The 22,773-nt window shown below is 35.6% G+C and carries 22 protein-coding genes and 1 tRNA gene; 9 read left to right on the forward strand and 14 right to left on the reverse strand.

All coding sequences use genetic code 11. From position 1 onward, the window contains the following. The first annotated feature begins 263 nt into the window (after nt 1-263). Nucleotides 264-809, forward strand: coding sequence for a nicotinamide-nucleotide adenylyltransferase (locus QVB70_RS07815; protein WP_287585112.1), 546 nt, complete (start codon nt 264-266; stop codon nt 807-809). Between the two features lie 29 nt (nt 810-838). Here the strand turns inward: QVB70_RS07815 and QVB70_RS07820 are convergent, their stop codons facing one another. From QVB70_RS07820 to QVB70_RS07830, 3 genes are all read right to left on the reverse strand, one after another. Continuing rightward, entirely contained in the window at nt 839-2,230 is a 1,392-nt protein-coding gene (locus tag QVB70_RS07820) for an NAD(P)/FAD-dependent oxidoreductase (protein ID WP_287585114.1), read from the reverse strand. Between the two features lie 174 nt (nt 2,231-2,404). Next, nucleotides 2,405-2,572 (reverse strand) — tRNA-Arg (locus tag QVB70_RS07825). 55 nt (nt 2,573-2,627) lie between these two features. Next, complete coding sequence (locus tag QVB70_RS07830) at nt 2,628-3,242, reverse strand: hypothetical protein (RefSeq protein ID WP_287585116.1); 615 nt, start codon at nt 3,240-3,242, stop codon at nt 2,628-2,630. Between the two features lie 337 nt (nt 3,243-3,579). Here QVB70_RS07830 and QVB70_RS07835 point away from each other — a divergent pair, with 337 nt between their 5' ends. The 4 genes from QVB70_RS07835 to QVB70_RS07850 all read left to right on the forward strand — a co-directional run bounded on the left by QVB70_RS07835 (nt 3,580) and on the right by QVB70_RS07850 (nt 7,025). After that, nucleotides 3,580-4,164: a CBS domain-containing protein gene (locus QVB70_RS07835; protein WP_287585152.1), complete on the forward strand. Its 585-nt coding sequence runs from the start codon at nt 3,580-3,582 to the stop codon at nt 4,162-4,164. Between the two features lie 571 nt (nt 4,165-4,735). Beyond that, nucleotides 4,736-5,191, forward strand: coding sequence for a helix-turn-helix domain-containing protein (locus tag QVB70_RS07840; protein WP_287585118.1), 456 nt, complete (start codon nt 4,736-4,738; stop codon nt 5,189-5,191). Between the two features lie 361 nt (nt 5,192-5,552). Continuing rightward, nucleotides 5,553-6,062 carry an LAGLIDADG family homing endonuclease gene (locus tag QVB70_RS07845; protein WP_287585120.1) on the forward strand — a complete coding sequence of 170 codons (510 nt, stop codon included), beginning with the start codon at nt 5,553-5,555 and terminating at the stop codon, nt 6,060-6,062. A gap of 663 nt (nt 6,063-6,725) precedes the next feature. Then, entirely contained in the window at nt 6,726-7,025 is a 300-nt protein-coding gene (locus tag QVB70_RS07850) for a helix-turn-helix domain-containing protein (RefSeq protein WP_287585122.1), read from the forward strand. A gap of 14 nt (nt 7,026-7,039) precedes the next feature. On the opposite strand, the gene QVB70_RS07855 is transcribed toward QVB70_RS07850, so the two are convergent. Further along, nucleotides 7,040-7,363: a hypothetical protein gene (locus QVB70_RS07855; protein ID WP_287585124.1), complete on the reverse strand. Its 324-nt coding sequence runs from the start codon at nt 7,361-7,363 to the stop codon at nt 7,040-7,042. A gap of 390 nt (nt 7,364-7,753) precedes the next feature. On the opposite strand from QVB70_RS07855, the gene QVB70_RS07860 reads away from it, so the two are divergent. Next, the gene (locus QVB70_RS07860) at nt 7,754-8,998 is read left to right on the forward strand and encodes an ORC1-type DNA replication protein (protein ID WP_287585126.1); all 1,245 of its coding nucleotides are present in this window, start codon (nt 7,754-7,756) and stop codon (nt 8,996-8,998) included. Nucleotide 8,999: 1 nt separating this feature from the next. Here QVB70_RS07860 and QVB70_RS07865 read toward each other — a convergent pair whose 3' ends face one another. From QVB70_RS07865 to QVB70_RS07900, 8 genes are all read right to left on the reverse strand, one after another. Beyond that, nucleotides 9,000-10,574, reverse strand: coding sequence for a DNA-directed DNA polymerase II small subunit (locus QVB70_RS07865; RefSeq protein WP_287585127.1), 1,575 nt, complete (start codon nt 10,572-10,574; stop codon nt 9,000-9,002). Nucleotides 10,575-10,679: 105 nt separating this feature from the next. Further along, complete coding sequence (locus QVB70_RS07870; protein ID WP_287585129.1) at nt 10,680-11,675, reverse strand: phosphate uptake regulator PhoU; 996 nt, start codon at nt 11,673-11,675, stop codon at nt 10,680-10,682. Nucleotides 11,676-11,867: 192 nt separating this feature from the next. Further along, nucleotides 11,868-12,818 carry a triphosphoribosyl-dephospho-CoA synthase gene (locus tag QVB70_RS07875; protein ID WP_287585131.1) on the reverse strand — a complete coding sequence of 317 codons (951 nt, stop codon included), beginning with the start codon at nt 12,816-12,818 and terminating at the stop codon, nt 11,868-11,870. Nucleotides 12,819-12,857: 39 nt separating this feature from the next. Continuing rightward, nucleotides 12,858-15,728 (reverse strand): DEAD/DEAH box helicase, encoded by a 2,871-nt coding sequence (locus QVB70_RS07880; RefSeq protein WP_287585133.1) that lies wholly within the window; start codon nt 15,726-15,728, stop codon nt 12,858-12,860. Between the two features lie 402 nt (nt 15,729-16,130). After that, on the reverse strand, nt 16,131-17,051 hold the full coding sequence (locus QVB70_RS07885; RefSeq protein ID WP_287585135.1) for a ribonuclease Z: 921 nt from the start codon (nt 17,049-17,051) through the stop codon (nt 16,131-16,133). A gap of 15 nt (nt 17,052-17,066) precedes the next feature. Next, the gene (locus QVB70_RS07890; RefSeq protein ID WP_287585137.1) at nt 17,067-18,155 is read right to left on the reverse strand and encodes a THUMP domain-containing protein; all 1,089 of its coding nucleotides are present in this window, start codon (nt 18,153-18,155) and stop codon (nt 17,067-17,069) included. A gap of 58 nt (nt 18,156-18,213) precedes the next feature. Then, nucleotides 18,214-19,080, reverse strand: coding sequence for a ribose-phosphate diphosphokinase (locus tag QVB70_RS07895; protein ID WP_287585139.1), 867 nt, complete (start codon nt 19,078-19,080; stop codon nt 18,214-18,216). A gap of 264 nt (nt 19,081-19,344) precedes the next feature. Further along, nucleotides 19,345-19,908, reverse strand: a complete 564-nt coding sequence (locus QVB70_RS07900; protein WP_287585140.1) for a BatD family protein — start codon at nt 19,906-19,908, stop codon at nt 19,345-19,347. A gap of 306 nt (nt 19,909-20,214) precedes the next feature. Between QVB70_RS07900 and QVB70_RS07905 the strand changes: the two genes are divergently transcribed. Together QVB70_RS07905 and QVB70_RS07910 are read left to right on the forward strand one after the other, a co-directional pair. Further along, nucleotides 20,215-20,400, forward strand: coding sequence for a hypothetical protein (locus QVB70_RS07905; RefSeq protein WP_287585142.1), 186 nt, complete (start codon nt 20,215-20,217; stop codon nt 20,398-20,400). Nucleotides 20,401-20,612: 212 nt separating this feature from the next. Beyond that, nucleotides 20,613-20,768, forward strand: coding sequence for a hypothetical protein (locus QVB70_RS07910; RefSeq protein ID WP_287585143.1), 156 nt, complete (start codon nt 20,613-20,615; stop codon nt 20,766-20,768). A gap of 162 nt (nt 20,769-20,930) precedes the next feature. Here the strand turns inward: QVB70_RS07910 and QVB70_RS07915 are convergent, their stop codons facing one another. Next, a complete protein-coding gene (locus QVB70_RS07915) occupies nt 20,931-21,512 on the reverse strand; it encodes a phosphoribosyltransferase (protein ID WP_287585154.1) in 582 nt (193 codons plus the stop codon). 95 nt (nt 21,513-21,607) lie between these two features. On the opposite strand from QVB70_RS07915, the gene cgi121 reads away from it, so the two are divergent. Then, nucleotides 21,608-22,207: a KEOPS complex subunit Cgi121 gene (gene cgi121 / locus QVB70_RS07920; RefSeq protein WP_287585144.1), complete on the forward strand. Its 600-nt coding sequence runs from the start codon at nt 21,608-21,610 to the stop codon at nt 22,205-22,207. 44 nt (nt 22,208-22,251) lie between these two features. Here cgi121 and QVB70_RS07925 read toward each other — a convergent pair whose 3' ends face one another. After that, a complete protein-coding gene (locus QVB70_RS07925; protein ID WP_287585146.1) occupies nt 22,252-22,611 on the reverse strand; it encodes a zinc ribbon domain-containing protein in 360 nt (119 codons plus the stop codon). Nucleotides 22,612-22,773 lie beyond the last annotated feature (162 nt).

The raw sequence follows: 22,773 nt of genomic DNA on the forward strand, positions 1-22,773 counted from the left end.
TTATAAAATATCAAAACAAATTATTCCTTGAATTCTCAACCAAAAACAATGAATGTATAAGGTAAAAATTTGCTTTTATTACAATAGATAAAAGGTTCTTGAAATTCCAAAGATACAAGACGTATGCTTTTAAACCTACAAGATCTAAATAGGCGACGATTCATAGAATTACAAATTTTAAAAATGAAAAAAAATGTTAGACATTAGTTAACAAAGAAAAGCATCATGGATAAGATAACAATTTGCAGAACAGAGGTTGGATCATGGAGAACACTCTACGCGGTTTGTATATTGGAAGATTTCAACCTTTTCATAACGGACATCTTCAAGCCATAAAATATGTCTTAGAAAATGTAGACGAACTTATCATCGCAATAGGATCAATTCAAGACAGTCACGAGATTAAGAATCCTTTTACAGCAGGAGAACGTCATTATATGATACAAAGCGCTTTACTTGAAGCAGGAATACCTCATGATAGATTTTACATTGTATCGATACCAGATATAGATCGAAATGCCGTATGGCTATCACATGTGCGAACATTATGTACACATTTAGAGGTTGTTTATTCTAATAATTCTCTAGTAGCTCGACTTACAAAGGAATATGGAGGATCTACTAGATTGGCAACAATCCCTTTTTTTAATCGGAAATCATATACAGCAACCGAAGTACGCAGAAGAATCCTCGAAGGCGAAAACTGGGAAGAATTGGTTCCACAAGCAGTTACAAAAATTATACGCGAAATTAATGGAATAAATCGTATCCTTGATGTAGATGCCAGTGAAGGAGATCTTTTCTATTAATTGTAGAAGATATCTATCGAAGATTTGACTTAAGAAGATATTTTTGCCTCTATTCCTTCCTTATTTAGTATTCCACGAGCTGCAATTATACCTGTAGCAGCAGCAGTGACAATACCTCCAGATAATCCAGCCCCATCACCTGCTACAAAAAGATTTGAAACTGGTGTTTCAAGTTTTTGATCCACTTGAATCATGTTTGCATAAAATTTTATTTCAGGTGCATAAAGAAGGGTAGAACTGCTAGCAACTCCCGGTACAACATTATCTAGTTTGTCTAGGCCTTCTAAAATATCAGTTACTATTCGATGAGGAAAAGCCATAGCTATATCTCCTGGCGTAACATGCAATAAAGTTGGTTTTACATTACTACGTCTTATCCTCCCCCAGGTGCTTCTTCGCCATTGTTTTAAATCTCCTAGCCTTTGTAAAAGCGGTTTTCCTCCTCCTAATGTTGTTGTAATTGCCGCAAGACTCTGTCCGTATGCGGTGGTATCTTCTATAGGTTCGGTTAAGTTGACTCGAACCAAAAACGCAAAGTTTGTATTTTCACTTTTCTTAGAAAGCATTGCATGCCCATTGACACCTATTGTAGAATCATAAACTTCCTGAACGACAAATCCTCTAGCATTTGTACAAAACGTCCTTACGAAATCATCATACGTTTTTGAATAAATATGAAACTTTGGATCATAGTTTACTTCAATCACCGGATCCATGACAATTGCAGGCACTTCGACACGGACACCAATATCAATTGGTCCGTGTTTTATCGGGATGTTCAGTTTTCTGACCTGTTCTGCCAGCCAAGCGGCGCCGATTCTTCCTGGAGCAGCCAATATATAGTTGCATGAGATATCGGATCCGTCTTCTAACTTTAGTTTTCCCTGTTCAAGTTGAGTTACCTTTCTTTTAATCAGTAATTTGACTCCTTTCTTCATCAAATCCTCCTTAAAATTAGCAATAACACGTGGAGTATTATCGGTCCCCATATGTCTTTGAGGTATAGGAACAAAACGAATTCCTGACGCAGCTGCTTTTCGGGCAAGATCTCTTACTTGTTCATCATCTGCAGTATAAACATTTTGAGGAGCGCCATATCTAACAAATGCATCATCAACATGCCGTACCAAATCCCAACTCAATTCAGAACTATTAGTTAACTCCTCAAGGTTCCCACCAATATCTGGTCGCAGATTAAGAAGACCACTAGAAAGTGTACCTGCACCTCCTACACCACTCATTTGAGAACAAGGATTACATTTCTCACAAACGCCTGTTATAGTAGTAGCAGGACATCTTCTTTCATTAATGTCACGCCCCATATCTATTATGACTATTTTGAGATTGCTTTTCTCTGCTAATTCCAATGCTGCAAACATTCCAGCAGGGCCAGCACCAATTATTACAACATCTGTCTGCAAAAACTTCAACCCAAAATATCTTTATTGAATTTTCAAATTTAATTCAAGAAGTCTAAAGTAAACCAGCGTATAAACAAGCTAACTAGATTTAAAGATTACGTTTTTGCAATATCTTTCTCGAAAAGTATCTCAATGTGCCAAAAATATCTATTCACGTTTGTTTGGAACGTACAATGGCAGGGCGGTCGGGATTTTCCCTTTCTTAGTAGTCCTAAGCAAGATTTGAACCCGAGAGTCGACTGAGAACCAATTTAGAGGTTCTCTTTTCCGCTTATAATCACCTTATAGGCTATAACTTCGGTTCCGGAGACCGACGTCTTATCCTGGCTTGACCACCGCCCTATTTAATAACCTAAAGAGTTCTTTTTAACTCTTTAAAAAAATAGGTGTAGTGAAGTTATTGACTCAATACTTGACTCATGTCTTTAGCGGATACTAGTGATTTAATATGAGTTACTACTCCGATATCAGTATCCCATATACCATCTATCTCTCTTAATTCCATTATGAAGTCCCATGCACTTTGTACACCCATAGCAAAGAAATAAAATCCAATATCAAAGTCTGCTTGTTGAAAAGTGTAACCTAGGAATGCAGGTAAGACCGTGTCGCTCATTGTAATTTTAGACAGTTCTTGATAGACATCAATATCTTTTGTGGGTTCGATATCAAGTTTGACCGTGAAAAGGGGGAATTCAACAGTTGTATCTTGTCCCGAATATGAGCTTTGGAAGTCTGCAAGACTGAATTGAGCTAACCCTTTAAAAGAAGTAATTGGATAGACCATAATCTCGCGTATCTCTTTAATACTACGTATTCTCTTTAAAATGAAGTCATTTAGAGATTCTACATCTTTTGCCTGAATCATTATTTCAAGATCCGCTGTTTCAAAAATTTGTCCGATAAATAGTGGCATTACAGATTCCGTTCTATCTAAGTTTTCTAATAAACGTTCATAAGCCAGCTTATCAGAACCAGCTTCAATATCACACACTGCCATAAACAAGGTCATAGTTATCACCTTAAATCATCAATATTTCTTGTATCCTCCTAAAAATCATTCTACTTTTTCTCTGATAATGTTTAGTTATATAACCATATTCCACAAAGAATTGTTAGGTAGTAGTTCACTAAGGAAAACATCATTTAAAGGGAGAAAAGTGAAGCATATATATATTTTCTGCTAGTTTTTTGGTGATTTATCATCTATAGGTCTGAATAACGAGTATATCAAAAACACAAGTATAATAACCTAGAAAAACTAATATAGATAGATCACGTAAGAGAATAGTAAGGGAGCATTTCTTTTCTAAATTTTAAATGATGCATTTGACGGAGTAAGATAATTGATGCACTTGCCATCACCAAAAGACATTCGCCGAATGCGTAAGCGACTCAATCTTACACAAACAGATCTTGCTCAACGTGCAAATGTATCTCAATCACTAATTGCGCGGATAGAATCCGGATCTGTTGATCCGAGGCTTTCAACCTTAAAAAGGATCTTAGAGGCATTAGAAGCAACTACAAAGGAACAACGATACACAACTGCTGAGGATGTCATGTGTCAAACAATTGTTTCAATTGGACCAGAAGATCTCCTTGCACATGCAGCTGATCTTATGAGGGAAAATGGAGTATCTCAACTCCCGGTAATTGAAAAAGGCAATCAAATTGGAGCGATTCTGGAGACAGAAATTGTAAGTGCAATAATAGAATCCCCAAAGGCTCTTAATAAAAAAGTAAAAGAAGTGATGTTGGATAAATTACCTTCCGTTGATCCAAAGGCGAACGTGGAAGAAGTCTACGAATTGATTAAAGAAGGAAAACCTGCAGTAGTAGTTGAACAGGAAGGAAATATTATAGGAATTATTACTAAGATTGATTTGATTAGTTATTATTTTAAATGGCCACCAGTCGGACCTACACAATGATTGATGGTGCTAGCAAAAAATATAATTTAAAGCGCATGACTTTTTTGAAATCTTCTCTTTAACTCAAAATGAATACAAGTTAAGATTTTTCTTCACAATATTATGTCCATAAGAAATTAACCTCATTCATTATGTTAGTGCGAGCGCGTATGAATAGTAAAATATTGGAGTGAAATAGACGTTTTCTCCATTGATGAAGAGGAATGCGCGCCAACCTAGAAAATTCACAAGTTAACAAGATGCGAAAAAAACTTCATTCATTTCCATCGGAAAAGCTGCAGGGGGAGAGATTACCAGGAAATTATATAAAACAATCAATTTAACATAATGAGTTCTATATTATAGGTTAAGTAATAGTACAAATAATCAGTTTAAAAGAACTTAATATCAGTTATCTTAACATGTTAAGTTGGTGAAAACAGCAACTGTGTGAAACATCCTAAAAAACAAAGGAGATACGTCAAAAGTACGAAATCAAGACTCTTAACCCATTATGGTATTACCCACATAATAAACTAACTTTTATTGACGATGTTTACATATTCACATGTTAGTATCAAGAGGTATCAAATTGCCTAAAGTCACTTTCAATGATCCAGTAACTGGAAAGCCTTTGATGACACTTGAAGACAAAACCGCAAATGGAATAAAAAAATTAATTGAGCAAATCGAAAACTCTAGTTTTAAAGAAATTTTAGATAAATATCGAGATAGCTCTAAAGTGGCAAAATCGAAGACTCAAGAAAATGTTACGCAGTTTTCTAATCTTACAGTAGTCGATAAAATTAAAATGATTTTAAATGAATTAGTGATTGGCTGGCATACATCCACTGAGATTAAAGAAGAATATGAGCGGGTATTTAAAGAAGAAATTAAACAGCAAACTATTTCAACAAATCTTTTAAGACTTTCAAAACATGAAATCCTTGAAAGAAGACGTATTGGAAAAATGTACGAATATAGAGTTGATAAGGAGAGATTAAGAGAGTCTTTCTCCGACGAAATCCTACTTTTATCTGAACCTTGAACCTCTAATTTTTGTCGTTTAGTTTTCCGATGAAATTCTAGATTTTCTGACAAAATAATTTAATATTTTTTGTCGTTTTATTAGCATCTCCGTTAATTATATCGGATACGATGAAATCTTAAACTAACGAACCCCTTTAGTTCTTATCGAATTCCTAAAGGAATATAAAACAGATTTTATTGGAGTTATAAGCACAATTCATTTTGCTTGAGGGGTGTGTCCGATTATATTTTGTTATATTGAAAGTTATTTTGAATCGGGATATCGCTTTGGAACTATTGAAGACTTCATGATTTCCTAAGAAATCATTACTTCCTTAAATATATCCTGTTCATAGAAATAAGATTTTAGTGTGAAAATGATGAAGATGATGATATCAAATGACTGGATAGCTGGCTTTGTTGATGGGGAAGGGTGTTTCTCTATATGTATTCAAAAAAGACGAAATTATCATACATATACCCCTAAAGATTTCATTCTATATCTCTGTTTTAAGATTAGGTTGCATAGTGATGACGTCCATGCATTAGAGGAAATTAATAGAGTGTTAGGTGTTGGTAATGTGAGTATTTCTTCAAAGGTTGCACAATACGCCGTTTACAATTTAGAGGATTGTATTTTTCTCTCTGATTTCTTTAAGGATAAACTATTTACAAAAAAAAGAAAGGATTTCGAATTATGGTGTGAAGCACTTGAGATATTCAATACCAGGAAACATAGAACAAAGAATGGCTTTTTAGAGATCACTAAAATAAGGGATCTGATGAATGTTGATTCAAGTAAGAAACATAAAAACTATCGATCTAGTGAATGGTTTATTAGTTATTTCAGAGCAAATCCTCAAATGCAAGTACATCGATTAAAAACATGAAGCAATAGTATTATGATTTTGATTAATGGTTTTATTCTTATAGATTTACTATTTTCTTTTTGCTTTTAATTTAAACTATGTACTCCAGTATGGTATATATTTGAACATATGTTCTAAATAATCTATAATCTAATCTAATCATGCTTCGACGAGAAAAAATGGGGTCTGAGGGGAAAACTAAGTGGAAATTTTGTCTTTCTCCTTTCCGACAAAATTTATTAAATCATTTCAGTCGGCAAACAAGCTAAAAAATTGATGTAAGGGAAACAACTAAATATTTACTCATAAATTACTTGAACTATTTGCGATGTTGCAGAATAGAGCTACGCCATAATTTTTTAGCAAAGTTCAAATATTAGAACATGTGTTCCAATAGATATGTCGACTCGAAATCAAAGGGTCACTGGTTTATAAATAACAAAAAAACTGACTCTTTCTTCTTTCTTATCTCCTTAGTGTTCTGTCTAAAATAGATATTTTAATGTAATTAATTTCTATTAGAACATTCCATAATCCTTTTTTTACAAAACTGAGCTTTACTTTTCTCAAAAACCACAGTGCGCGCATTATTCAGTAGAAATCTATCCAAATGCTTATATCTCTGAATCAGATAATTCAAATTAACAATTAAAAACAGATACAGTTTAACTTAGGAGGTTGCTAATGTTGACACAAGTTCCACTAAACAAAAAACGTGGTTTGAGTCAAGAAACAGAAGGTGATTTCGAATATTTGGGTGGAGGAATAGTTAGTCCATCAATTTCTCTTGAAGAATATCTATTGAAAATATTACAAGATGGGCCGATGACTCGGGGTGAACTTTCAGTTGCTACAGGTATACCAAGAACCACTCTCTATGATACTTTAGTAAAACTAATCATGCAAGACAGAGTGGAAAAGTTTTCGTCGAGTAAACGTAAACGAGGTCGTCCAAACGTCTATTATCGTTTAGTGTCTTACTGAAATATTACCATTTGTCATAGGTCGACTTTGGTATCATAAAGGGGCACTTCTTGAGCGATTTTAAACGCTCTTGCATAAATAACATCTGAATAACTCTGGAAATATGCCATTAACTTTTCAAAATCTTTCTCTTGTATATTTTCTAGAAGAATTGTACTTTCTCCCACTTTGTCATACCATTTTAGGGAATCTAAGATCCCTGTTTTTCGTTTACGCATTCTCCCACTTTTGGTCTCCCATTCATAAAAATACCCATATAACCCCTTAGTAAATTGGATTCTCCGTGGATTCTGCTTCATTCCTTTTCTCATATCATAACTTATTAAAATCGATTTCATTTGTAGCAACTCATTTAGAAGATAATTGACATATTTTTCATAGCATAAATACTAGATTATTAGGGAAACATTTAAACCATTTTCGAGCAAACTTCATTCGTTCAAAAAATATACGAAACTACCGTTTGATAATTTTGTTCTCCAGCCATTTAAAATCCCATAATGATTCTTCAGTTTTTTTATCGGCTTTAAAATTTTACCTCAGTAACTTTTAAATAACCTAAAAAACAAAACCTGACACTACGCACTCATATTGCACCATCAGATACTTCTTGTGTCTTTTTAAATGGTAATACCATGATGACAGCTATCGCTTTTAAAATGGAAATGCCATAATTTCCACAAGAAATAAAGGTTCAGTCAGCCCATTAAAATATGGAGGCTAAAACATTGGATACACCGTCCCCGAAAGTTGATGCGATGATTGACAAATATTTAGAAGCTCCACAGATATTTAAAAACAGAGAAGCGCTAAACCATTCTTTTGTGCCCGATGAACTCCCACATAGGGATAAACATCTTGATAGAATGGTTTCTATTCTTATATCAGCATTAAGAGGTGGTACACCCTCTAACATCTTCCTCTATGGCAAAACGGGAGCAGGAAAAACAGCAGTAGCTCGGTTGGTGTTAAGGGCAATAGCATCCAAGGGAAGAGGAACAAATATGCCCCTTATTCCTTCCTATATTAATTGTAATCAGTTCAGCACAAACTATAGTATACTAAGAAAATTATGCAAGAAAATTGACATTGAAGTCCCCTTTACAGGATTGCCGACCGATGAAGTTTATTCTAGATTTAGAGACGGTTTGGATTCAGCTGAGCAATTAATGATTATCATTCTTGATGAAGTAGACAAACTTGTCAATAAAAGCGGGAATGATGTCCTATATGACCTTACTCGCATGAAGGTAGATTTGGAACGGGCACGGGTTAGTTTAATTGGTATTACTAATGATCTTAGATTTAAGAGCCAAATTGATCCTAGAGTTTTAAGCAGTTTAAGTGAAGAAGAATTATTTTTTGCACCATATAAAGCTACGGAACTACAAACTATTCTAGAACAGCGAGCTAAAATGGCATTTCATCCCGGAGTCTATGATTACGGTGTTATCACACTCTGCGCTGCAATTGGGGCTAGGGAACATGGTGATGCAAGAAGAGCATTACATTTGTTGAAGGTTAGTGGAGAGCTTGCCGAAACACAAAAACTCAACAAGGTTACAGAGGATCATGTGAAGCAGGCACGAAACCATATTGAACAAAAGACTATTAACACTTTCTTAGAGACGCTTCCAATCCAATCGAAAACCGTTCTGCATAGTATTTATTTGTTAGAAGTCAACGGTAAAAAGGAAATCTTTAGTGGAGACGTTTATGATGTATATTCCGAAATTTGTGGGATTGTAGGTTTGGATAGATTAACCCTACGTCGAATCAGTGATTTTGTTAATGAACTTATTATGCATGGAATTATTTCCGCACAGGAGATAAGCCGTGGAAGGTATGGGCGCACCAGACGAATGCAATTAAGCATCCCTCAAGAACAGGTGAAAAAAGTACTAGTCGAAGAAGATAAAACTGGCAGATTAAAACAAGTAATTGACTTCGTACCTACTTTACTTCGCCCATAGTTTAGTTAAAATTTATTTCTGTTACCTTTTTTGTGTGTAAATTTATTATAGGGACTATGCCTGGAGTTGGATTGATATTTAATTTCTTTTGATAATTCGTTTGTGCTTGGAAAGCCCCTGAATTAACGACTGTTACACCTCGATACATAGTGACTCCGTTCGTATGTGTATGTCCTGCATGAAATATGTCTGGTACATCTTCGATGACTAAGAAGTCATTAGATTCGTGTGCTAGTGTAGTTTTTCCACCCCAGCGCGGAGCTAAATGTCGTGCTTTCAATAATTCTACCATTGCTTTATCAGGAGATTCAGTGGCAACGGTTGGAATGCTTTCAACTACATCATCAAGAGATCTGCCATGATCAAGTAGGACTTTTACATTATGAATAGAAACGTATGTAGGACTTCCAAGAACTTGTACATTTGGCATTTCGTATAATTCCTCTGCAAATTCTTTAGGAATTGGTGGTTGAGGTAATGCTTGACGGGTTGCATCGTGGTTTCCAGGTATTATGATGATTTCGATATGTTGTGGTATTTGTTCAAGGAATTTACTAACCTCTTTATATTGCTGGTAGATATCTTTGATTAATAGTTCTTTTTCTTGGTTTGGAAAGATCCCTATCCCTTCAACAAGATCACCAGCAATGAGTAGATACTTGACGCTTCGACCAAGCGTTTTCTCCTTTCTACCACCCACTTCCCCCTTTAACCATGAAAAGAATTGCTCAAAAGCCCTATCTAAAAATTTCATAGACCCTATATGTAAATCAGAAATCAGCGCAGCGCATATAGGAATCGGTGCACCCTTCCATGAATGTGTTGTTGGGATCTCAGGAAGCAGTATATCCTTTACTAGAAACATTTTGTTACGCGTTGTGCCATGAATGCAAATAACTTGATCATCTAATAATCGTTCAGTTTTGTGTACTAAGTTTTCCTCATTTCTAGGAACAATCACTTGGAGTGTCCCAGTAGGATCATCAATTTCTAAGGAGTATCCGCCTTTTTTAGTCTCGCGTCTTGAAACTAACATGCCTATAATATGGAAATCTTCCCATTCGTCAGAACTATGTAATTCAGCTATTGGAACATAATTTTGTGTATCACTTCGTTTAAGAAGGAGTTTTTTAAGTTTAACATATCTTGAATGAAAAAGGTTAGCTAAATGTTCAATTGGGTTTTTTACAGCAGTTTTTATTATGTTTGGTGTTTTTATTATCACGATTTCTGCTTCAACTTCCTTAGCATCTATTAAAGTTATTTCTTGGTCATTTGCGAGTATTGTATCCCTTTTAATTACAGGTGCCGCGATTTCGAAATCTTTCTTGAACATTTCTGTTCCTATCGAACGCATCTTCCCTTTAGTCGATGGCTCTATGGAGGTTAAGAACTCTTTTGTGATTACTAAAGGACTCTTAGGTAATTCATTAGCTTTTTCAATGATTGTTTTAATTAGATTTTCTGGATTCTCTTTTGACATTAGAAGTTCAAGAACATCCGAACCAATTTGATATCCCGAAAGAACAAACTCTTTCAAAAATTCCGTAGCTTTCGATTTAATATGATTAGTCATACTAACAAGTTGCTCCTGATTTCTTGATATTCTATAGTTTACTTAGAGTTATATTCTTTTCTTTATTTAAAAGATACCTCGACAAAATCCATCTACGAACCTATTTCACTCCGAAACTAAGTCCGCTATATCAAGAGCAATTTCGCTAATAATATCCTCAATTTCAAGTATATCTTTTAGATCTAGAAATAAATCTATTGGCTGTTTAGGAGTTTGTTTTACCAGAACGGTCTCTACTTTTTCATATTGTTTTAAAAATTGTTTCCGCATTACAAGAATTTTATCTGCAAGGATTGGGTCTTTGTTTAAAACAGCATTAAATGCTTGTTGGTGCATCTTAACAACAAATTCATTCAATGATTTAAATGGTTCGAAGATTTGTTTATATTCGCCACGATCATAGGTTTCTAGTAACAAAACCTTTTCAGCAATTTCAACAGCACGATCTGCAAGACTTTCTAGACTTTTTGCTAGTACTCGATAGTCTAGACATTCAACTGGGCTAACATTCATTCTTTCAGAAAGAGATGGCTTTTGAATTACTGCTCTAAGTTGTCTGACTGCTAAAAAATAAAAGCGATCAACTTCATCATCTCGCTCGATCACATTTTGAGCAAGTTTGATATCATTCTCAAAGAACGCGACTAATGCATCTTTGTGCATTTTATTTGCGAGTAAATAAATCCTCCTAAATGTTTGATCAATTTGTACACCAGTAGGTGCGATTAATGCCTGTAATAATATTTCAGAGGACGATTCTTCTACTATCTCCACGCCAACCAATCGTCTTACGATTTTCTTAACATTTTCTCGTTCTTCGGGGGTAAGTCGGGTGTTAGAGGTTACTTTGATTTTATCAAAACCTAATAAATAGGCGCTTAAAATGCTTCGTCTAATATTTTGCTCAAGCGGGATTGTAGACTCGGTTAACTTATTAATGCTTTCAGCTTGAGGTGATAGAACTAGTGAGCCATCCCCTCGCTCAATGATATAGAGTACATCTCCACGTTTTAAATCACTTTTATTAACCCAATCTTTTGGTAATGAAATTAGGTACGTTCCATCAGCACCACCAGTTTGCTGTAATTTCCTTAGTTCCATAGAGGTTCACCAACATTCCGTATTCAAAAATATTAGACAATTTGTGAGGATATATAAACTTTATACTTTTTTAGGTGGAATACAAAGAATACCAACTTTATATAAAATGAATTTTCTACTAAGAAGTGACTTAAATCATTCAAAAAAGACGATTAGACGAAATGAGACTCATAATGACATCTTAGAATATATCTAAATTATCTTCATTCCTTGCATTAAATTGACCATCAATATAACCGATATAAGATCAGCTGTTGTGCCCGGGTTATATCTGTTCTCAGAGTCTCGTAAACTTCTGTCGAAGTGATGGAGAGCATCGGTCCCTTTTTGTGTCAGAAGCCCTCCCATTTCAAGTACTTCTTTTGCTTTGTAGGATACTTGCATCGCTGCTTCATTGCCTAATTTCCTTTGAATTAGTGTATCTGGTTTGCTTGAAAGTAGAAACAGAAATGTATGCACCGTTGTTATATTCACATCCTTTGTAGACACATATGTTTGCCTAAAAAACGGATATCCTTTTCCCAAAGAAAGTTCGAGTGCGGTAACAAATTCTTTGGAAATTGTATCCCATTCTTGAGAGATTTCCATTGTTCTAAAAAGTGTGATTTCCCTTTCCTTCAATATATTCCAAGTATTCTCATCAGTAACGTCTGCTTCATCATCAACTTTCCCCATACCTCCAGGAGACACCGTTGCTATTGCTTGGTAGAGGTCAAGAGCATCTTGAGGAGTTGTCGCCCGAACAATATGATTAAACTGTTTTCTTAATAACTCAATTTCGAATTCTCTTTTTTCAATTAACGTTCCCGCAGCAGTTGCTAATGGAACCATCAGTATTAGCATGCCAAGGTTTGTATTCGGTTCATTCCACTGCTTTACGTCACGGATGCCCTGAAGAATCCATCTGCCTATGCCTACATCTGAAGTTTGAATCTCTCCTTTCTGTAATTTTACACCCTGAGATGCTGCTCTTGCAATTGCAGGACCTATAGCCACAGCACCAGCTAAATAGTGTTCATATCGAGTATCTGCGAAATCTGCAGTCCTATGTACATTCCCAGGCTTTGGCCAACCACTAAGTTCTAGTGCTGCAGCAAGTTGGGCGCAACATTGTATCTTATTGACCCATGTCTCCTTTTGCATTTTCTTTTCATCCTTCTAACTTTAGGGTGCTCTAGGGTACTATAAGTCATCCCAGAATGCCCTCGTACGTGCGAATTCTTTCTCGGCGTTCCATAATGCTTTATAAAAGTCATGTTCTGAATTAAATTTTCTTGCAAGAATACGAGATGCTGTTTGAGGACCAATTCCTCTACTAGCAAGTGCAATAATCGCTTTTTTGCCATATGCCTCTACAAGTACTGAACTCTTGCCTCCACGCTTAATTTCTTTCTTATCCTCGATTGTCAATTTCATTTTCGCTTTTTGATGTCTTAATGCTGTCTTCAAGGCTGTATTTCTGGAAAAAACGACCGCTATAAAAACACTTTTGCATTTTGGGCATTTTAATCTTTCATCAGGCAAATATTTAACCTGTCTAACACTTTCCCATTGTCCACAGTGCATACAGACGAGTTTAATGCGCTTTTCATTTATCTTGTTTTTTACTGCCTCTATCAATACTGCTTCAGGTCGTGCTGACTTAACATAACTACCTGACTTTGCATTCCTAAGAGCTAGAAGAGAAAATGGAGATCCAAATTCAATAGAACCTTTTTGAACGATGTCAATAGTAGTGAGACCATTGGAAATTTGGGATAGAATCTTTTTTGTGTTCGGAATATCAAGTTTTTCTAACTTTATTTCTCTCAATGTCTCTATAACTGCCGTAGTATCTCTATATGCATGAACTATTTTTTCAATTAGAGTTGAATGGAATTCAGCCCCCTTATCGATAATTCCGAAGCGTTGCGCAACTTGGCTAAACCTCCATAAAAACAGAGATGATCGACTTAGAGAGAGATCCAAGATATGATCCACATGTTCCGGGTTTTTAAGTAACTCTGGAATTATTTTAGGATTTATTCGGGTTGGCAGTTGGAGTTGAATTGTATATGGTGACGAACGCATCACAACATTGGAACCCATTTCGGTAGTAAGCAATGCGGAAAGTAGTTCCCCTATTGTCTCATTGATTTTACTTCCGAAACAACAATGAATAATTATGTAGTCTCCAAAGGCTTCTATTACAATTCGCTTATGAGTTGGAATTGGAACATCACTTTCAATCTGTTGTATATTTGTATTCAAAATGATTTCTTTGACATTAGAAGAAAGCTGATATTCATCCAAGATGGCGTCAGTGTCCCCATTATTTTGATATGCTTGTTCTAATCTATGCCTTAATTCTCCCACTTCTTGTGCGACTTGATAAGGAACAGGAATTAACTCTCCTACCCATCCAGGAATAGCACCAGTGGGATCTGGTGCGGGTGTAACTTCAATTTTGTTTTCATTAAGATTAAGAATTTTCCAAGGCCTACCCCTAACTATGAAAACAGTTCCCAGTTTCGCTTTAGTTGCAACGAATTCATTATCAAGAGTGCCAATTGGTCGATTTGTGGTTATATCAATAACTTGCCAACGCTGACCAACATCAGGAATCGTAGAAACTCTCTTATAATAAAATAGCAAAGTTTTACGACTTCTCTTCAGAATCCCATTATTTTCCCAGATAAGTTTTAGTTGGAGCATTAGATCAATTGTTTTGTTTAATAGTTCCTTGTCAAGATTTGCATAAGGATATGCTCTTCCTATAATCTGCTCTACCTCATTTATAGTTACTTCCCGCTTATCCATGACTATTCCAGCAATCTGATGCGATAATACATCTAGTGCGTTTTCATGAATTAAAATGTCTTCAAGCTCGTTTTTCAGTGCTTTTGAGACTATTACTATAGACTCTGCAATGTCATCAAAGTCCATAGTAATGATCGTGCCCCTTGAAACCTCACCGATCTTGTGCCCTGCTCTCCCTACTCGCTGAATTAGTTTTGATACCTGCCTTGGACTCATTAACTGAAGGACTTTATCGACGCTGCCTACGTCTATACCGAGTTCAAGAGATGATGTGCAAACAATTGCTTTTAGTTCTTGTGACTTGAATTCCTCTTCTGCTTGGATTCTCACGTCTCTCGATAAAGAACCATGATGAATGGCATAATTAAAATCAGGGTCAAGTAGTCTTAAATGGCTAGAAAGCATTTCGGCATGGTCACGAGTATTTGTGAAACAAAGTACAGAGTTATTGTTTTCTATATGATATGCAATCCTATTTATCCTAGCAGCAGTTTCGGCAGTGGTATATAACTTTTTAGCGAGAGATCGATCTTCATCTGTAGCTAATGGATTTTCAATAGTAATTTCAAATTTCTTTTCTGTGTCAGTTTTAACCGTCTCAATTGATCTCCCTATTCCAGCCAAGAATCTTGCCACACGTTCTGGGTTACCGATCGTTGCAGAAAGTCCGAGAATTTGAAATTCTCTTTCTGTACGATCTCTCAATCTTTCAAGTCCAACACTTAACTGAGTGGCACGCTTACTTTCAACAATTTCGTGGATCTCGTCTACGATAACGACTTTTACATTTTTTAGGTGCATCCCCATCCTTTTCGCAGGTAAGATCGATTGAAGGGTCTCAGGCGTTGTAATAAGAATATGTGGAGGTTTTAATGCTTGCTTTCGTCTAGCATTAGAACTTGTATCTCCATGTCTTATCTGTATATCAAGCCCGAGATCTTGCCCCATTTCGATTAAGCGGCGGAAAATATCGCGATTGAGGGCTTTTAATGGCGTTATATAGAGAACTTGTATTCCTCTAATGAGTTTATTTCTGTTTTCTTGAAATAATGTTTCAAAAATAGGAAATATCGACGCTTCCGTCTTTCCTGTACCTGTGGGTGCAATTAATAATAGGTTTTTTCCCTCTAAAACTTTAGGTATGGCTTCATTTTGTATTGGGGTCGGCTGTACAAAGTTATACTTCTGTATAGTTTTTTGTATTTCTTTGTGAAGCAGATTAAAACTATTTTGCGAGTTAACCGAGTCTTGCAAATTCTACACACCAAAGTTTCAGAATCGAAATGATTTACCTAGTTTTTAGGCGTGAATTGTTAAGAAATGTAACGTCAAAAAATAGATAAATGCCACTAACCGTGCATAAAGTTGGAAAAACGCATAAAGAATTTGACAATGGATTATTTATAAATAAATTCATTTTTCCGCAGCTTCATCCTCTGAAAGTACTTGATACGCAAGAATAAGGATGACTGCTATAAATCCAAACGAAAATACTAAAGTTCGGACAATAAAGGGGTCTACGCTCAAAGATTTTCCTCCACAAAAAAAACTGGTACATACAACGATGTGTAATGGATTTAAAAAGTTGTCTCATTATGTTAAATTTCTGCTTCCTTATCAAATTTTGATATATATCTTTGAAACCTACTTTCCATTCTATTTTCTATCTTTTAATGCAATTTCCAAAAAATCATGTGCAATTATCGTATTTGGAAAAATCTTTGTAGCTTGCTCATAAAGAATCGAAGTATCTTTGTATCGTGTACTGATATGTGTTAAGATTAACTGCTTGACCTTTGCATCTTTTGCTATCTTAGCGGCTTCCCCTGCTGTAGCATGTCCTGTCTGGATAGCCTTTTCTAAAAGAGAATCATCAAAAGTTGCCTCGTGAATCAAAACATCACTATTTTTGCTTAATAAGACAATAGATTTTGTTGGACGTGTGTCAACTGAGTAAGTGACTTTTCTCCCAGGTCTTGAAGGTCCAACAACTTCGGAGGAATTGATAACTCTCCCATCTGGTAATTGAATATTCTCTCCTGCCTTTAATTTTGCCCATAATTGTCCCTCAGGAATTCCAAGTTCTCTTGCTTTTTCTGGAAAAAACTTACCCGGATATGGTTTTTCAACAATAGAGAATGCAAATGTATCAATTCCATGATCTGCTAAAGTAGACTCAACTACATACTCTTTCTCTTCAATTACAATCCCTTCTCCTATCTCACTTATGCTAAGTTCAAATTGTGTATCTAGCACACCTGCTATAGAATTCACAGCAGCCAGATATTGTTTTATACCAGGAGGACCATAAAGATGCAAAGGTTTTGTTCTTTGATACATTCTGAGAGTAAGAATCAACCCAGGCAGGCCGAATATATGATCTCCATGAAGATGACTGATGAAAACTTTTGAGATTTTCATTATATTGAGTTGAGCATTAATGAGTTGGTACTGCATTCCCTCTCCAGCGTCAAATATGAGAATTTCGCCTGAATTTTTCCTTATAATGGCAATACTTGACAGTTTCCTCGTTTTCGAGGGGACGGCAGCACCAGTACCCAAGAAAACAATTTTCATTCTAGTTGCTCCAATCTAATTCTGAAAAACGCCAATTATTCGTGTTAAACTTTTATGAACTCGCATCTTGTGGAGTTCTACAGTTTTAAGTCCAATCTCATTTGCTATCGTTTGAAGATTTATATGAGTAGGGGTACAGATACAAATATACCTCTTTTTTTGCAGAATATTCGTTGCAGATCCAAGAAAAGATTGAATTAACTTGTTTAATTCTATACCTTTTGTAGTAGATGATCTTCCGTAGGGAGGGTCCGTAGCAATTGCATAAATATCATCCTTAAAGGGAAGTTGACGTGCATCTGCGCAAATTAAGTTACCAGATAGATTAAACTGCTTTAAATTAACGGATGCGCCTTTTACCATCGTTTTTTGAACATCACATCCTAAGATGGTTGCTCCTATTAACCCCGCTTCGATGAGGATTCCACCACTACCGGAAAAAGGATCCAGAAACAACTTATCATCTTTTGCGCGTGAAAGATTAACCAATACCCTAGATAAACGAGGTTCTAATGTACCTGGATGAAAAAACTCCCTCTTATGTCCCCTTCGTTTATCAAATCTCTGGAAATAAGTCTCTGATTTCCAAAGGTTTAATCCGAAGAAAAACTTATTTTCTGTAAATATTCCATAAAATGTGATATCGGGATTTTCAAGGTTAACCTTCATCACTTTGTTTATCTGTTCTAAGTGATTAAAAAGTACTGCCCCAAGTTGTCGCTCAAGTTCTACTTTATCAATATGCGCTCCATAGTTCTTTATGCGTTTTATACGCACAGCAAAACTCTTTCCAAATATGAGCGAATTATCGACTATCATTTCTTTTGCGGTTTCAATGATCTCCTCAAAAGTATCATCTGATTCAAAAAAATAGGCACAGCAACGGTGCACAAGTGCACTTCTCCGAGCTATCACCTGGACACTATCCATTGAAGTAGAGATTTTCATGAGTTGATCAAATTTTGTGAAGTTTGAATATTGTCTTTCGGTAGCCTGTAGAATAGATATGGCTTCTGAAAAAGCTAATTTTGGATATTCTCCGTTTAATACAAAAAATAAATCTCTTGAGGCCATTTGAGACCATTTCTTTATTAATTGTTTCAAATATCGCAACCTAATTTTCAAAGACAGTTAATGCTTCAGAATAATCTAAATAGAGTATCTATGTAAGGGCATCTGCAATGAGTGATGCAACTGAAATTTTACTTACTTCACTTAGAACGGAGTCTGTTCCAATAATTTCTTCAACTTGTGCTTGCATGATACGCGTTCGTGCATTTTGGATAAGTAAAGCATGTGTTGCCCCTACAAAAACCCTTCTCGCCCCTTGTGCCTTTAGCATTTTCGCAGCATTTACAATTGTACCGCCTGTTGAAATAATATCATCTATTATAACCGTATCACGCCCTTTAACATTAAGTTTCACTACTTCTGTTTCAATTTCTCCAGTAATAAGATCTCTTTTTTTGAAGCAGCTACTAACATCTGCATGGAGCGTTTCTGCTACTTCTTTTGCCAAGAATTCTGCTCCTTGATCAGGAGATACAATATATGGGTCTTTCAAATCATACTTTTTTAGATAAGTTCCAATAGCATTCATAGCGCTTAGATTGATTATGGGCATTTTAAATTCACTCAATACCGCATCTTCGTGAATATTAATCGTATAAAGTTCGTCCACGCCAATATTTTCAATCAAACGGATAATTGTCTTTATACTTATTGCCTCTCCAGGTCTGAATCTTTTATCTTGTCGTGCATAGGCAAGATATGGAACGATCGCAGTTATTTTGGACGCAGCTAATTCCTTTACTGTATCTAGAAGCAAAAAAAGTTCAATAAGATGCGGATCAGTAGGAAATGTAGATTGAACAACCGCTACATGTTCACCTTGAATATCTCCATCGATTCTTATGTAAGCTTCCCCATCTGGAAACCGCTTATAGTCCAAAGGCACTACTTTTGCTTTTAGCAAATTTCCTATTTTAAATCCTAAAATCTGTGACGCAGGGCCAGGTATTACAATCATATTGTAACCTCATTAGTTGATCGTATTATTCTTGATGAATTTTGTCTCTTTCTAGAAAGAATTCCTTCTAAAATCGTTGTCATTGTCTATCTTTATTATTTCTAATTTTTTAATTAGATGTATCTGCATAACAACTATGTTTAAAAACAAAACTCTGAAGCCAAAGGGATTAAATCAAATGGACTATTGTAGCTTATAAAAGAGTGATAACACGCCCCCCATTTCTTTAAGGGATTAGTATTTCTCTCTAGTTATAGGTTTCTGTTAACTTTTTTTTCGGGCGATAATAACTACTCCAATGAATAAACCTATTACAGGCAAAATATATACTCCTAAAAATATTGCTGATGGATTTTCAATTGACCCCTGAGGAGGAGTCCATAATTTCGTTTCAATACTAATTTCAACCGTGTTTGAACTCACAGTAAAACTTTCTCCAGTTAATTCGAAATTGATTTCAGCAGCTTCTAGCGTATGATTGCCTGAACTTCGTGCTTCAAGGATGTATGTGTGGTTAATGCTTTCAAGTGCATCAATACTAGACCAAAATTCAATTAAAGAACCCGAAACTACAAGAAATGCGTCTGGAACGGTATCAATTAACTCTACGTTTCGTATTGGTAATGAGTTTTCATTGTTTATAGTTACCGTTACATTTAATCTGTCGCCTGTTCCTATGATTTCTTCACTAACAGTTTTCTCAACATTAACTCCATTATTTTGTTGATATTGGAGTGCGGTGGTTGTATTTACAGAAAGAATTGCCCCACATAGCAACACAACAGTCAACAGTGCTAATTTCTTAGGATTAATAATTTCTCTCACCATTTGTGAAATTTATTGTTTATTTTTATCATTACAATCTAAATGGTGGTACCATATTGGAAGGGACTGAAAATCTATCCCTATTTAACTTTATCGGCGAGGAGACCTCGTTTTCTAAAACAACTAAATTATGATTTTATCATACATTTTTTTTATGGACAGATGGACGTGATTGCAAATAGATTAGCAAGTTAGGAAAAAGTAGCGAGGTTTTTATATCTACTTGTTCTTTGCAAGTGAAGACTTTGATAATGAAAACCTTCCCAAAGTACTGTTTAAAAGCCAAAATAAAATAAAGAAGGAAAGAAAATGCTAAAAAAGTTTTTAAGAAACAAAAAAGGCTCGCCTTTGATTGAAGAGGTTATGTTAATTGGGATGGCAATTCTTATGTTTGCCTTGGTGATTAGTTTAATATTTGACATCTTTAATTGGACTGGAGCATCAACGTCGGAACTATACCAAGAATTGGCCAATCTTTGGAGCGAATTTCGTTGATGAAATAAGATCAAGTTTTTAAACATTATGGAGCCTTAGATCATTGTTTGAAATATATTGATAACAATTAGCAATCAATAAAGTTTTTTCTCCTCCCTAGAAAACTAGGAGAACCATTGTACTTGTTATAATATTTTTTAACACTTAGATACAAGTTGAAGACAAAAGATATTTATGTAATCAATGTAGTTTACGCACATGGAGGATTATACGTGGCTCAGGTGTACATAGATGCATTAACGAAATGGAAGGCTATGATAAAATTACTAGAAGGAGAGAGTGATGCTTCCCGAGATAGGGGTCTCATAGCCGCAATATTAGTTATGACGGCAGAATTCATAAAATATAGAAAAGGTAGTAACGAGTAGGAAATGAATATACTTTTTAGGAAGGACGCAACTAACCGCCTTTCCATTTTCTGTCAATACCCTTATGAATCTTGTTAGTAGCGCTCATCTCTTAATTGAAATAAAGATTGTTCCAAATATATTATTTCAATTAAATATGGAATAACTTCTAACTAACTAGAATTAACTCTTTTGAATCCACTTAAGGTATTTCTCGATATATTTCTCTTTGATATTCGTTCGCATCAGTTCTTTTTTAATAATATCTAAAGGCATATTTTCGTCCTTTAACGACATATAGAGTTTTGTGATAGTTTCTCTACGTTCCCAAGGAAAAACTATCCACTTATCGGTTTCAAGGATCCAGTAATCCGGGTTGCATTTGCTCCAAGGCTTCATATAGAGGGCCGCTACACGTACATCTGATGCACCAGATTCTTTTATATGGTCAATGGCTGCCAGTAGACTCTCGCCAGTATCAGCTACATCATCACATAATAGTACCTTTTTCTTTTCAACTGATACAGAGATGGGTTGAACAATTCTTGGTTTTTCTTCAGTTTGATTAATATCAGCGTAGAATTCAATCTTTATATTCGCCGTTAGATTATTTTCTGAAAAATCGGAAAGCAGTCGAGCAGGAATCCAACCTCCTCTTGCTACCCCTACAATAATATCAGGAAAGAACCCATCTTGTAATAGGTTTTCATATAATTCGATAGTTATATCATATATTTCGTCCCATGAAGGTGTAACGAACTCCACCAAATACATTCCTCCAGAATTCCTAATGTATCTTCTGATGTAACTCTTTTAATTCGGGCATACTAAGTGTTTTCAAATTAATAATGTGGTCTCTAATGAATTCTAAAAATGTCTTGATCAAGTCTCTAGAGGTTAATTATTTACATTTTAAATTTGTTGGAGTGACTGGCTTTCGAGGTATAAAGCCTTTCAATATAGACAAATTATTAGGAAAGATAACAAGGCTGGGGAATGAAAAAAATGTCACAATCCAACTTTTTGATAGTGATTTGATTGCCACATGGGAACATCTATTTTTTGCAACTCTCCACGGAGTCAAAGCATTCTTGTATTCTCGAAATATCTCAAAATCGTTAGCAATTGAATCTCTCATATATGCATCTGGTCAAAGACAGATAAAACTTGCAGTAAAAGTTCTAGGACTTAAGCCAAAGACTAAGAATTGTGCTTTATTACTAGTAGGAACTTCTCCAGAGAATATTGAATCCGTTGCAGAGGAGGTTTATAGATATTTAGGCGGTAAATTAGACTTGAGTGTTTTGGACATTGATGAATCAAAGTTCAATAGAATAAAGACGACTTTCGATGTATCTGATACCGAAATTGACACACTCATTTCAAACAATACATGGGACGATCAAAAAAATGCTTTAGTAAAACTTATACTCGAACGACTTGCATTTCTTCATTTCTAATTTATAAATCTAAACAGTCCCTCATTTAGGAGAAGTGAACTACCTCACGCTAAAGCGGTGAGGCTTCCTGTTTCTGCGACCATACTTGCCTCAACGTAGGCTATCTGATTCAGATACTCCAACATTAAGGTAGAGGTATTAGTCTCCACAGGCGTGACTTCGGTAGGTCCCCTACCTAGTAACCTACGCCCTTCGTGTTCTAGCACACAACTGCTGTTATAATCACGGTCTATCACTAGACCACAGTGGTGACATGCATAGGTGCGTTCGGCTAAACTCATGGGGCGCTGATGACCGCAACGCGAACAAGTCTTTGTGGAGGGGAAGAAACGGTCAATTTCCACCGGTGTATGCACCTTTATTTCAAGCATGCGAATGATTCCACCGAGGCTGGTTGACAGCATTCTTCTACCCCACAGGCGTTGCCAGGCGCCTAAATTCTCATTTTGATAACATACTACTTGAAAATTGGTGTAGAGGTAATGAACGAGTTTATTGCGGATGTCTCGTTTAATATTGGTGGTTTTGGCGTAGGCTTTGAGCAACTTATATAACGTTTTCCACCA

Source organism: Candidatus Borrarchaeum sp. (assembly GCF_019058535.1).
Lineage (GTDB): Archaea > Asgardarchaeota > Sifarchaeia > Borrarchaeales > Borrarchaeaceae > Borrarchaeum > Borrarchaeum weybense.